This is a genomic window from Nonomuraea gerenzanensis (genome assembly GCF_020215645.1).
In the GTDB taxonomy this organism is placed as follows: Bacteria; Actinomycetota; Actinomycetes; order Streptosporangiales; family Streptosporangiaceae; genus Nonomuraea; species Nonomuraea gerenzanensis.
The window spans coordinates 5,102,513-5,114,546 of sequence record NZ_CP084058.1; the positions used below are offsets into that span (position 1 = coordinate 5,102,513).

11 protein-coding genes are annotated in these 12,034 nt (G+C 73.4%); 4 read left to right on the plus strand and 7 right to left on the minus strand.

Features of this window, described 5'->3' with window-relative positions:
• Positions 1-120: 120 nt before the first annotated feature.
• The gene (locus LCN96_RS23980; protein ID WP_225275118.1) at positions 121-999 is read right to left on the minus strand and encodes an SCO6745 family protein; all 879 of its coding nucleotides are present in this window, start codon (positions 997-999) and stop codon (positions 121-123) included.
• 34 nt (positions 1,000-1,033) lie between these two features.
• Here LCN96_RS23980 and LCN96_RS23985 point away from each other — a divergent pair, with 34 nt between their 5' ends.
• Complete coding sequence (locus tag LCN96_RS23985; RefSeq protein ID WP_225275119.1) at positions 1,034-1,603, plus strand: CGNR zinc finger domain-containing protein; 570 nt, start codon at positions 1,034-1,036, stop codon at positions 1,601-1,603.
• Between the two features lie 79 nt (positions 1,604-1,682).
• Here the strand turns inward: LCN96_RS23985 and LCN96_RS23990 are convergent, their stop codons facing one another.
• The 3 genes from LCN96_RS23990 to LCN96_RS24000 form a co-directional block, all read right to left on the minus strand.
• A complete protein-coding gene (locus LCN96_RS23990) occupies positions 1,683-2,642 on the minus strand; it encodes a hypothetical protein (protein ID WP_225275120.1) in 960 nt (319 codons plus the stop codon).
• 13 nt (positions 2,643-2,655) lie between these two features.
• Positions 2,656-3,816: an ROK family transcriptional regulator gene (locus tag LCN96_RS23995; RefSeq protein WP_225275121.1), complete on the minus strand. Its 1,161-nt coding sequence runs from the start codon at positions 3,814-3,816 to the stop codon at positions 2,656-2,658.
• Between the two features lie 100 nt (positions 3,817-3,916).
• Positions 3,917-5,107 (minus strand): aminotransferase class I/II-fold pyridoxal phosphate-dependent enzyme, encoded by a 1,191-nt coding sequence (locus LCN96_RS24000; RefSeq protein WP_225275122.1) that lies wholly within the window; start codon positions 5,105-5,107, stop codon positions 3,917-3,919.
• 167 nt (positions 5,108-5,274) lie between these two features.
• On the opposite strand from LCN96_RS24000, the gene LCN96_RS24005 reads away from it, so the two are divergent.
• The 3 genes from LCN96_RS24005 to LCN96_RS24015 all read left to right on the plus strand — a co-directional run bounded on the left by LCN96_RS24005 (position 5,275) and on the right by LCN96_RS24015 (position 7,826).
• Entirely contained in the window at positions 5,275-5,523 is a 249-nt protein-coding gene (locus tag LCN96_RS24005) for an acyl carrier protein (protein WP_225275123.1), read from the plus strand.
• Positions 5,524-5,542: 19 nt separating this feature from the next.
• Complete coding sequence (locus LCN96_RS24010; RefSeq protein WP_225275124.1) at positions 5,543-6,688, plus strand: hypothetical protein; 1,146 nt, start codon at positions 5,543-5,545, stop codon at positions 6,686-6,688.
• An 82-nt stretch (positions 6,689-6,770) separates the two neighbouring features.
• Positions 6,771-7,826 carry an NAD-dependent epimerase/dehydratase family protein gene (locus tag LCN96_RS24015; protein WP_225275125.1) on the plus strand — a complete coding sequence of 352 codons (1,056 nt, stop codon included), beginning with the start codon at positions 6,771-6,773 and terminating at the stop codon, positions 7,824-7,826.
• Here the strand turns inward: LCN96_RS24015 and LCN96_RS24020 are convergent.
• From LCN96_RS24020 to LCN96_RS24030, 3 genes are all read right to left on the minus strand, one after another.
• Positions 7,777-8,601 carry a phosphatase PAP2 family protein gene (locus LCN96_RS24020; protein WP_225275126.1) on the minus strand — a complete coding sequence of 275 codons (825 nt, stop codon included), beginning with the start codon at positions 8,599-8,601 and terminating at the stop codon, positions 7,777-7,779. The two genes, LCN96_RS24015 and LCN96_RS24020, sit on opposite strands and share 50 nt — an antisense overlap.
• 160 nt (positions 8,602-8,761) lie before the next feature.
• Positions 8,762-10,741, minus strand: a complete 1,980-nt coding sequence (locus LCN96_RS24025) for an MMPL family transporter (protein WP_225275127.1) — start codon at positions 10,739-10,741, stop codon at positions 8,762-8,764.
• A gap of 221 nt (positions 10,742-10,962) precedes the next feature.
• Positions 10,963-11,964, minus strand: a complete 1,002-nt coding sequence (locus LCN96_RS24030; protein ID WP_225275128.1) for an endonuclease/exonuclease/phosphatase family protein — start codon at positions 11,962-11,964, stop codon at positions 10,963-10,965.
• Positions 11,965-12,034 lie beyond the last annotated feature (70 nt).

Genomic DNA, 12,034 nt, shown 5'->3' on the forward strand with positions numbered 1-12,034 from the left:
CGTCAGGCTGTTAACGCTGTAGGCAACTATTATCCTCGCCGAGCACGACGCGTCCCGCCAGCACGGACGGCCGGCCAGCCGGGCACTCGAACGGACGGCTGGCTGGCACGTGGACGGTGTTCAGTCGGGCGCCTGGACGGTCGTGATGCCGAGCGTGCTGGTCATCGGCAGCAGCCCCGCCTCGAAAACCGCCCCCAGGAACGGCGCGGCCAGCCGCCCCAGCCGCCCCGCCCGCTCCTCCCCGAGCCGCCGCCACGGCTCGAAGGCCAGCTCGTCCGTCATCCGCTCGACCTGATCGCGCAGCGCCCTGCCCCGCTCGGTGGCCCGCCCATCGGCCTCGGCCAGCCCCCGGGCGGCCAGCCGTTCGCGCGCCTCGTCCCACTCCTGCTCGCTCCAGCCGCGCCCGGCGAAGTTCGCGACCGGCGCGGCCCCGATCGCGGCGAACGACACCAGCGCCTCGCACCCGTCCAGCCCGGCCGCGGCCAGCGCCGCCAGGTGGCCGTCGCCGCGGTGCTCGCGCAGCACGGTGGCCGCCTGCCACAACACCAGGTGCGGCTCGTCCGGCCACGGCAGGTCCAGGTTGGCCGCCGCGAACGGCCGTCCCTCCACCGCCACGCTCTCCGCCGCCCGCCTGGCCAGTTCCGCCGCCTCCACCACGTCCGCCCCCGCCACGCGGTCGCCCAGCAGCCCGCGGTACGTCTCGTCCACCGCCTCCAGCCGCGCCCGCAGCACCTCCTCAGGCGAGGCCACCTCCCACACGGCCGGGACGTGCTCGGCGATCATCGCCGGGCTGAAGCTGTAGTAGACGGCCGTGGCCAGCCGCGTGCCGGCGCGCCCGAGCGGGGCCGTGCGGTAGGCGAAGTAGCTGGGCCAGCGGGACTCCACGTCGTAGCCGAGCGCCGCCGCCCGCCCGAACCCCTGCGGCGAGAAGTACAACACGGCGTGGATCGGCTCAAGCTGGTGCCACATGCGGCGGGCAAGCCCGGACGGTGCGCTCACGACAAACCCCTCACTGCCTAGATAAGCTATGCCAGTGACGATAGAGGCATGGCGCATCACTGGTCAATCGCAAATAGACAGTTATGTCGGCAGATGGGCGGAGCTGGCCGTTCTGCTGGTGAACGAGCTGCACGTCACCCAGGCCCGCGGCCGGCCCGTCACGCCGCCGTCCGACCGCCGCGCCGCGCTGGCGGAGGCGTTCGCCCGCCAGGAGTGGACGTCGGCCCGCGCCCTGACGGACGCGGACGCCGACCGCCTGGTGGAGGTGGCCGCCGAGCTGTATCCCGCCTTCGCGGGTGACGTCACCTCGCTCAACCGCGCTCTGGTACGCCACGCCGCCGTCCCCAACCTGCACGGCGAGCCGCCGGTGCTCGCCTTCCACCGCCCCGGCGCCGAGCTGGCGGACGCGTGGGCCGCCGACGCCGCCACCGCGCTGGCCATGGTGATCGGCGTGGGGCAGGGGCGGCGGCTGCGGTCGTGCGAGGCGGAGGGCTGCGAGCTGGTGTTCTTCGACGTCACCAGGAACGCGTCGCGCCGGTTCTGCGGCCTGCCGTGCCAGAACCGGGTCAAGGCCAGCGCCTACCGCGCCCGCCGCCGCACCTGAACGCCACATACGGTCCCATGACACCTGCCGCGCCTCAACCGCACCTGAACGTCACCTGCGGTCCCGTGACCCCATCGCCTCACCGGGCCGGGACCCGCAGCACGCGCAGCTCGTGCGCCCCGTCGGCGCGCGTCATCTCGTAGTACAGCCACCACTGCCCCTCCAGCACCAGCGCGTCCAGGTACCGGACCGAGCCCCCGCGATGCGGCGAGGTCACCCAGGGCCCCTCACCCGACAACCGCCGCCACCCGAACAGATCACCGGAGACCGCCACCCCGCACCGCTCCTCGTAGTTCTCCTCGTGCGAGGCCGACCCGTCGTAGAAGCCCACGTACCCGCCGGGCACGGGCACCACGCTGTTGAGCCGCGCCTGGTACCGATCCCAGCCCCGGCCCACCCCCAGCGCCTCTCCGTGCCAGGTGAACGTGGCCCCGCCGTCCAGGCTGGCAGCCAGCCCCGTGGGGTGCGTGGTGGCGCCGACGTTGTAGATGTCGGCGCTGGCGTGCGCCTCGCCGCCGAGGCCGGGCAGCGCCGCCGCGTAGCTGGCGAACAGGTACGTCACGGGCCCGGCCCGCAGCACGTACGGATCCTTCACTCCCTCGGTCCCGGTCGAGGCCGCCGTCAGCACCGGCCGGGCCGTGGCGACGTCGAACTCCGACGGATGCGCCACCGGGCCCAGCGCGTCGATCCGCCACCGGTTGTCGGCCGGGTCCACGTACGACAGGTAGAGCACGAACCCGCCCCCGTCGGCGGGCGCCAGGCAGAACCGCTCCATGGACGGCGTGCCCAGCTCCTCCTTGTGCACCGACCACACGTCGGTGAAGCTCACGCCGTCGTCGCTGACCGCCACCGCGCAGCGCCACCCGCGCTCGGCCCCGGCGCCACGCGGCCGGCGCCGCCGGTAGGTCAGCCAGAACCGCTCCCCGTCGTGCAGCACGCCAGGGCAGCCCACCCAGTAACCCTCCTCCTCCTTCTCCGGAGCGAGCACCACCGTGCCCGCCAGCGGGTCGAACGCCGGAAGCGGGGCGTAACCGATCATCTTGTCCTCACCTTCACACGTCGTAGAAGAGCCGGTCCAGCGCGACGGCCGCGCTGCCCACCACACCGGCGTCCGGGCCGAGGGTGGCGCGCCGCACCTGCACCGCGTCGCGCAGCACGGGGAACGCCCTGGCCCGCAGCGCCTGCCTGAGCTGGTCGAACACCGGCTCAGGGGCCGTGCGGAAGGCGCCGCCCAGCATGATCAGCGCGGGGTTGAGCAGGTTGACCGCGCTGGCCAGGCCGGTGGCGAGCCGGTCCACCACCTCGTCCAGCACCGCGACAGCGCGCCCGTCGCCGCCCTCGGCGGCGGCGGCCAGGTCGGCGAGCGGGTCCGCGCTGTCCCGGGCCAGCAGGACGCGGGCCTGTTCGGCCAGGTACGGCTCGGCGGCGACGGTCTCCAGGCAGCCGGTCGCGCCGCACGCGCACGGCCTGCCGTGCTCCGCCACCCTCAGGTGCCCCAGCTCGGTGACCCCGTGGGTGCCCGTCCTGAACGGCTGCCCGCCGATCACCAGGCCCGCGCCGACGCCGGTGCGGACGTAGACGTACAGGAGGGGGTCCGCCCCGCCCGTGTCGCCGTAGCGGGCCTCGGCCAGCGCCATCGCCCGTACGTTGTGATCGACCACCGCCGGCACGCCCAGCGCCCGCTCCAGCGGATCGCTGAACGCGACGTCGCGCCAGCCCAGGTTGACCGACAGCACGTTGCGGCGCTGCCCCGGATCCACCGGACCGGGTGCCGCGACCCCGATCCCGAGCAGCCGGTCGCCCGCCTGCTCCGCCAGCACCCCGGCGGCCTCGGCGATGCGCGCCACGACCCGCTCGGGCGGCTCGCCCGCCACGTCGAAACCGAACGAGCGCACGTCACGGGCGCGGGCCTTCAGATCGCACAGCCCGAGCCGCACCGTGCCCGCCCCGACCTGGACACCGATGACCTGACGGGCGTCGGGGCGCAGCCGGATGCCGGTCGAGGGCCGCCCGACGCGGGTGCCGGGGCCGTCCGTGGCGCCCTCGCTCACCAGCCCTTCGTCCAGGAGTTGGGCCACCACCTTGGTCATGGTCGTGGGGGAGAGGCCCAGCCGCCTGGCCAGGCCGGCGCGCGGCTGCGGCCCGTGGTCCCGCAGGGTGCGCAGCACGAGGCGTCTGTGCAGCCTGCGGACGTCCTGCACCGGTGTGGGCATGTCGGCTCCTCTTAATAACTAACGGGTAGAAAGTAATTCGGCGAGCCCGCATCCGTCAACCGGGGGAGGAGCCGGAGCGAACGCGCCCGGCTCCCCCTCATCAGGCGTCGGCCAGCAGGCCCAGCCGCCCCGCCACGGTCGCCACCGCCGCCAGGATCCGGTCCACCTGCCCGCCCGTGTGCGCCGCCGTGACACTCAACCTGATCAGCGCCTCGCCGTCGGGAACGGCCGGCGGCAGCATGACGTTCGCCAGCACGCCCTCCTCCAGCAGCCCGGCCCAGAACCGGCAGCACGTCAGCCGGTCGCCCACCCGCAGCGAGACCGTCGGCGTGCCGCCCGGCGCGATCGCGAACCCGAGCGCCACCAGCCCGGAACGCAGCCGTTCGGCCGTGGCCATCACCACCCGGCGGCGCTCCGGCTCCGTGCGGATGATGTCGAGCGCGGCCAGCGCCGCCGCCGTGCAGGCCGGTGGCAGCGAGGCGGAGAACAGCGCGGACCGTGCGCTGTGCCGCAGGTAGTGGATCACGTGGTACGGCCCCGCGACGGCCCCGCCCAGCGTGCCGAAGCACTTGGAGAACGTCACCGTCTGCACGTCCACGGCCGACTGCAGGCCGTGGTGCTCGGCGGCCCCGCGCCCCCCGGCGCCCAGCAGCCCGGCGTCGTGCGCGCTGTCGAGCACCACCCGCGCCCCGTGCCGCGCCGCCAGCTTGGCGATGCCGGGCAGGTCGCACAGATCGCCCCCGACCGAGAACATGCCCTCCGTCAGCACGATCGCCCCCGCCTCCGGGTCGGCGGCCTCCAGCATGCCGGCGAGCTGCGTCATGTCGTTGTGCCGGTACCGCCGCAGCGTGGCCTGGCCGAGCCGGGCGGCGTCGATCAGCGAGGCGTGGATGCGCCGGTCGGCGAACAGCACGTCACGCGGGCCGAACAACGCGCTCAGCGCGAGATTGGCCTGATAGCCGGTGGAGACCACCATCGCCGCCTCGTGCCCGAGGAAGGCGGCCAGCTCCCGCTCCAGCGTCTCGTGCAGGGCCAGCGTGCCGTTGAGCACCCGCGAGCCGGAGTTGCCCGAGCCCAGCCGCTGCAGCGCCTCCGCGCCGGCCTCCTTCAGCCGGGGATCGTCCGCCAGCGCCAGGTAGTCGTTGGAGCCGGCCATCAGCACCCGCCGGCCGCCCACCACCACCTCTCCGCCCCCAGGGCGCCCCTCCACCGGCAGGTAGTAGGGGTACAGGCCGGTCGCGGCCAGGGTCTCGGCCTCGGGGAGCCGACACTTTCTGAAGGGGTCCGTCACGGTGCGGTACTCACTTTCCGGCTCCGTCCGAAGCATTCCGGCGACTTGCTCCGCATCAGGCGATCGTAGCTGACAGTGGTCGAACGTGATAGTAGAGTAATCGCTGCTGGTGTGGGGCGAGCCGGCGGCCACAGGCCCGACAGTGACAGCCGACAAGGGACGTACGCATGACCGAGGACGAGATCTTCCACCAGCTGCGCGGCCTCTGCGCCGAGATCCTCGCGGTGGATCCGGCGCTCATCACCCCCGACACCGACCTGCGCGAGGAGCTGGAGGCCGACAGCCTCGACATGGCCGAGCTGGCCGTGGCCAGCGGCGACCGGTTCGATCTCCAGGTGGACTTCGACCTCGCCAAGCACGTGCGCACCCTGGCCGACGTGACCACCCTGGTCCGCGCCGGGGTGCGGGCCGGCTGACGCGGGCCTTTCACGCGCCATGCCGGTCACGTTCTCGCCGCCGTGTGCCGCGGAGCCCGTCCGAGGGCGTCGCGGGCTCACGGAGTTCATCGAGCTGCCGTACCGGCTGCACGGTGACGATCCGCACTTCGTGCCGCCGCTGCGCGGCGACTGCCGGTGGCTGCTCGACCGGCGGCGCAACCCGTTCTTCCGCTACGGCGAGGCCGAGCTGTTCACCGTACGCCGTGCGGGGCGGGTCGCCGGGCGGATCGCGGCCGTGCACAATCCCCGGCACAACCAGGCCCATCAGGCCCGTGACGGGTTCTTCGGGCAGTTCGCGTGCGAGGACGACCCCGAGGTGGCGCGCGAGCTGTTCGACGCGGCGGCGCGGTGGCTGCGCGGGCGCGGGCTGGAGACCATGCTCGGGCCGGTCAACTTCACCACGAACGACGAGTGCGGGATGCTGGTCGACGGCTTCGACACGCCGCCGAGCGTGATGATGCCGTACAACCCCGTTCATTGGCCGGCGCTGCTGGAAGCCTGCGGGCTGGTCAAGGTGAAGGACCTGTGGGCGTGGGAGGCGCCGGGGTGGGGGCCGCCCGAGCGGCTGCTGCGCATCGCCCGGCGTGCCGAGCAACGGCACCACCTCGCCGTCCGGCCGCTCGATCCCGCGCGCCTCGACGCCGACCTCGACCGGGTGAAGGTCGTCTTCGACCGGGCCTGGCAGGGCAACTGGGGTTTCACGCCGATGACGGGCGAGGAGTTCGCCACGGCCAAGCACCGGCTGCGCAAGGTCATGGACCCGGGGCTGGTGCAGCTCGCCGAGCTGGCGGGCGAGCCGGTCGCGGTGGCGCTGGTGCTGCCCGACTTCAACCAGGCCCTGTCCGCGGCGGGCGGCCGGCTCAGCCGCTTCGGGCTGCCGATCGGCCGGGTCCGCCTGGCGTTCGCGACGCGGCGCATCGACCGGGTGCGGGGGCTGCTGTTCGGCGTCGTTCCCACGTTGCGGGGGCAGGGCGTGGAGGCTGCGCTGATCGTGCGCACCCACGAGGCGATCGTGGCCGGTGGGTATCGCGGGGGGATGGAGCTGGGGTGGACGCTGGAGGACAACCAGGCCATCAATCGGTATCTGGCGCTGCTCGGGGGCGTCCATGCCAAGACGTACCGGATTTATGGGCGGGAGTTGTGACTGATCGTCGGTCTGAGGCGTGCCGGACCTCCGATGTGACGGTTTCTCACGCCGAGGTGCGGCACGTCCGGGGGTGGTAGCCGTGACGGCCGGGCACTACCTGGTCACCGGTGCCACCGGCTTCATCGGCGGGCGGCTGACCCGCATGATCCTGGCGCGCGGCGGCACCGTGACCGCGCTGGCCCGGCCCTCCCCGCGAGCCAGGGCGCTGCGCGAGCTTGGCGTCCAGGTGGTGACCGGGGATCTCGCCACCGGGCGGGGCGTCGAGGAGGCGCTGCGGGGAGCCGACCGGGTGATCCACCTGGCGGCCACGCTCCGGGCGCGCACCCCTGCCGGGTTCTGGGCGGTCAACCGTGACGGGGTCGCGCGGCTGCTGCGCGCGCTGGCGGCGCAGCGCCGCCCGGGGCGCCTCGTGCTGTGCTCCTCGCTCGCCGCCGGCCCCGCCATCTCCCTGTACGGAGCCAGCAAGCGGGCCGGTGAGCAGGTCGCCAGGGAGTATGCGGGCCGGGTGCCCGCAGTCATCCTGCGGCCGGGCATCGTGTACGGGCCCGGTGAGCAGGCGTTGCTGCCCGCGCTTCTGCCGATGATCCGGCTCGGTGTGGTCGTCAAGGCCGGCTGCGGGCCGCGACGTTACGGCATGATCTACGTGGACGACCTCTGCACGGCCCTGCTCGCCGCCGCCGAACGCGGCCCCGTCCTGCCTCGCATCCCCGAAGCCCCACCGGTAACCCACCCCGCCCCCGTCACCGCAACCCGCTTCGGCGCCGCCCGCCGCGACGCCGCTCGCAGCACCCCAGCCGACACCTGCCCCGACCTCGGCCCCGGCCTCTACCCCATCAGCGACGGCAAGGCCTACGAGTGGGCCGACATCTGCCACGCCCTGGCCCGCGCAGCCGGTTGCCGCGCACCCGTGATGCTGCCCGTGCCGATGCCCGCAGTCCACGCCCTGGCCGCCCTCACCGAAGTGTCCACCCGGGGCGCAGTCCCGGCGCTGAACCGGGACAAGGCCAGGGAGATGGCCCACCACGACTGGACGTGCGTGCCGGACGACGCCGTACGCGAGCTGGGCTTCACCCCCGCGACCACGCTCACCCAGGGCTTCGAGGCCGCGCTCGCCGCGCTGCGAACCGCTCCGTGACGGCGTGCACCAGCAGCGCCACCGCCAGCCCGGCGGCGGCATCGGACAGGTAGTGGTACCAGTCGTACACCACGGCGACCGTCAGCCCCGCCGTCAGCACCCACAACATAGCGCCCACGCTCCTGGGAACGTGCCGGCGCAGGCAGAGCAGGGTGATCCAGGCGCCCGCCACGTGGGTCGAGGGGAAGCACGCGCCGGGCGGGTCGAAGGCGGCCATGATCTCGTTCTGCAGGGCGGTGATCGCGTGCCCTGACGGGCCGTGCGCGGCGAACGACTCGGGCAGCGCGAGCGCGGGGCCGATCAGCGGGATCGCGATGAAGCCCAGGTAGCTCGGCAGGAACACGGCCAGCGCGGCGAACACGTACCGCTCCGCCAGCGCCACGCGGCCCCACGCGTACAGGATCGCCGGGACCAGGAAGCAGCCGTAGAAGGAGAAGTAGCAGAAGGTCAGCACCTCGGTCATCAGCGGGGAGCCGATGGCGGCCGTCAGGGCGGGGTTCGGGGCGAAGCCGAGCAGGGTCGTCTCCCAGGCGTGCAGGTCGCCGTCGAGGTAGCGGCCGTGCACGACGCGGGAGGCGCGGGCGGCGGCACTGTACGCGAGCGGGAGCACCAGGAACGGCCCCGAGAACCGGAGGAACCGCACCACCTTGCTCACGGGCAGGCGCCGCTCCGCCTCCGCCAGGGCGAGCAGGAATACGGCCGCGCCCGCATATCCCGCGAGCAGCTCCGTGGAATCCGCCAGCCGATCCCGGTACCAGACCACCACGAGAGTCATGACCGCGAAATAGCCCAGCATCAACCATTCCGCGGGACGGAATCTCACCCGCCGGCCATATGGGCGCCCGAAAACGCCGGGCGGGAAATGCGCGGCGGAGACGGCGGCCGGCCCGCCCGCGATCCCCGTGCGCGGCTCGCGGGCTCGCTCCGGTGAGAGGTCAGGAAGCGGCACGCGCCGGCCACCAGATCCGCCGGCCCATGTGATGGGCCAGCGCCGGCACGAGGAACGACCGCACGATCACGGTGTCGATGACCACCCCGATCGCCACCAGCAGCCCGAGTTGCACGACCGGCACCAGCGGCAGCACGGTCAGCACGAAGAACGCCGCCGCCAGCACCACCCCGGCCGCGGTGATGACCCCGCCGGTGGCGCGCAGGGCGTGCAGGGTCGCCTCGCGGGTGTCGAGCCGGACGGCCTCCTCGCGGACGCGGGCCATCAGGAAGATGTTGTAGTCGATGCCGAAGGCCATGAGGAAGACGAACGCGTACAGCGCGAACGAGGCGTCCACCACCGGATAGCCCAGGAGCTGCGTGAACAGCGCCGAGCACAGCCCCAGCGTGGCCGCGAACGACAACACCACCGTGCCCATCAGCAGCAGCGGCGCCACCAGTGAGCGCAGCAGCACGACCAGGATCAGCCCGACCACCAGCAGGATCAGCGGCACGACGAGGAGCGCGTCGTCGAGGACCGCGTTCTGCACGTCGAGCAGCTCGGTGGTGAACCCGCCCACCAGCGCGGCGCCGCCCGCCGCGGCGCGCACCGCGCCGCGCAGGTCCTCCACCAGGCGCTGGGCGTCCGGCGTGTTGGGCTCGGCGGCGAGCACCACGTCGAACGTGCGCCACGGGGCGGGCGGCCCCGCGCGCATCGCCACCACGCCCTCCGCCTCGTGCACCACCCGCTCCACGGCGGCGCTCCTGTCGTGCCTGGCCAGCACCACGACGGGCGCGCTGGCCGGGTAGTGGCGGCGCAGCGCGTCGTAGCCGGCCACCGAGTCCGTACGCATGGTGAACAGGGACGACGGCGGGATGCCGGAGGCGTCGAGCGTGGTCAGCCCCATGCAGAGCATGGCCAGCAGCAGGGCCGAGCCCGTCCAGGCGAGGCGGGGGCGCTGGCCGACGAAGCCCGCGACGCCGCGCCAGAGCCCGTCGCGCGCCACCTCGCCGGGGCGCGGCGTGCTCGGCCAGAACGCGCGCCGCCCGCCCAGGAGCATCAGCGCGGGCAGCAGCGTCACCATCACGGCCGTCGTGATGAGGATGCCGACGGCCGCCGCCGCGCCGATGGAGCGCAGCGCGTGCGTGTCGGCCACCACGAGGCAGCCGACACCGCCCGCCACGGTGAGCGCGGAGGCCACGACCGTGCGGATGCCGCCCGACAACGCGTCCTTCAGCGCCGCCGCCGGGTCGGCCGTCGTACGCAGCCGCTCGCGGTAGCGGGCGACGAGCAGCAGCGCGTAGTCGGTGGCCACGCCGAACACCAGCACGGTGAACACCTCGGGCGTGGCCGCCCGCAGCGTCATCAGCCCCGAGCGGGCCAGCGCGTAGATGGCCGCGGCGGAGCACAGGTAGGCCACCACCACGGCCAGCATGGGGATGACCCACAGGACCGGGCTGCGGTAGACGGCCAGCAGCACCAGCAGCACCACGGCCAGGCTCAGCGCCAGGAGCGTGCCGTCGACCCGGCGGAAGGAGTCGACGTAGTCGGCCGCGGCCCCGCCCGCGCCGCTCACATGACTGATCAGCCCCGGCGGGCTGCCCTCGGTGGTGATCTGGCGCAGCCGCTCGACCAGCGGGCTGACGAGCACGCCCGGCTTGCCGGACAGCAGCACCGTCACCTGGAGCGCCCGCCCGTCGGCGCTGGGGACGGGCGCCGAGGCCATGCCGATGACGTGGGGCACGCTCGCGAACTGCCGCAGGTCCTGCCGGGCCGCCCTGATGTCGGCGCGCTGGAGCGGGCCGGGGCGTTCGTAGACGACGAGTGCGGGCACCACCCGGCCGGACTGCTTGGCCAGCAGGTCGAGAACGCGTGCCGACTCGGCGCCCCTGGCCAGCATGGAGCTGCCGCTGGTGACCCGGACGTCGTCCAGCGGACCGCTCACGAGCACGGCCGCGACGGCCACGGCAACCCAGGCGATGACCACTCCGGCTGCGATTTTCCGCGCAACTCCCATACGAAACAAAACCGACAATTCCCGCCCACCTCCGGCCTCGGTGTGAAAGTGCCGGCCGGCACGTAGACGATAAATTCCCAGTCCTGCTTAAACAACTTTTGGCAGGAGTCTTATATTCGCGTCATGAGCGGATCAAACAGGACATCGGCAGATTGGTTTTTACCTCGTAGGGCCCATTCGGGGCTGTTCATTCAGCCCTTCACCCGTAGATCCGCGAAGAGCGCGCGGTGGTCGGAGCCCGGCACGTCGAACACCTGCGTCCGCACCGCCGTGCCGCGCCCGTCCGTCAGCACGTGGTCGATGGTCACCAGCGGCGGCAGCGAACGCCCGTGCGGCCACGTGGGGGTCAGCCCCTGACCGGTGGAGGCCGCCGCGTCCGTGTAGCCGGTGTCCAGCAGCCGGCGGAAGACCGCGTGGTCGAGGGTGGCGTTGAAGTCGCCCGCCAGGACCCTGGGCGCCCCTGAGGACGGCGCGGGCGGCAGGGAGGCGACCCCGGCCTCCCACTCCGGCACCGTCGAGGGCACCGGCGCGACCGGGTGCACGACCACCACCTCCACGGCCGACCCGCCGGGCAGCGCCACCTCGGCCACCGGCATGTGGTGCCCGACCGGCTGGAACAGCCCCGTCCGCTCGGTCATCGGGTAGCGGGAGTACACGCCGCTGCCCTCCGGGCCGCGGAAGTCGGCCCTGCCGAGATGGTACGGCAGCAGCCGCGCCAGCCCGGCCGCCGCCAGCCGGTCCCTGGCCGAGTACGTCAGCTCCTGGATGCTCAGCACGTCCACGTTCAGACTCCGGACCAGCTCCACGATCACCGTCGCGTCGCCGCGCCCGCCGTTGAGGTTCGCTGTCAGCACCCGAAGCGTACGGCCGGCGGCGGCGTCACCACCGTCACCACCGCCGCCGAGCGCCCGAGGAAGCACGCACCAGGCCAGGCAGAGGCACACCGCCAGCATGACCGCGATCGCGGCCCTGCTCCGCAGGAGGGCCGCGATCCCCAGCATCAGCAGCGCGGCGAGGGCGAAGTAGGGCGTGAAGGAGACCATCGGCACGAGGAAGACCCCCGCTTCCAGCCCGCCGAGCCGCACCGCGGTGCCCGCCGCGAACAGCACGGCCAGGCCGACGGCCACCCGCCTGCGCCACACCCCGCGGGGCCGCGCCCGCCGCTCCGTCTTCACAGCCTCTTCCACCAGCACAGCCGTCCACGTTAAGCGGGCTTTCTTAACGCCGGATGAGGATCGGGCCTGCGCGGACATGAGGATCCGG

Excerpts from the sequence above, each read along its gene's own strand:
- LCN96_RS23995 (WP_225275121.1), bottom strand. The coding sequence starts at position 3,816 with ATGCCCACACCGGTGCAGGACGTCCGCAGGCTGCACAGACGCCTCGTG.
- LCN96_RS23990 (WP_225275120.1), bottom strand. The coding sequence starts at position 2,642 with ATGATCGGTTACGCCCCGCTTCCGGCGTTCGACCCGCTGGCGGGCACG.
- LCN96_RS24020 (WP_225275126.1), bottom strand. The coding sequence starts at position 8,601 with ATGACTCTCGTGGTGGTCTGGTACCGGGATCGGCTGGCGGATTCCACG.
- LCN96_RS24005 (WP_225275123.1), top strand. The coding sequence starts at position 5,275 with ATGACCGAGGACGAGATCTTCCACCAGCTGCGCGGCCTCTGCGCCGAG.
- LCN96_RS24010 (WP_225275124.1), top strand. The coding sequence starts at position 5,543 with ATGCCGGTCACGTTCTCGCCGCCGTGTGCCGCGGAGCCCGTCCGAGGG.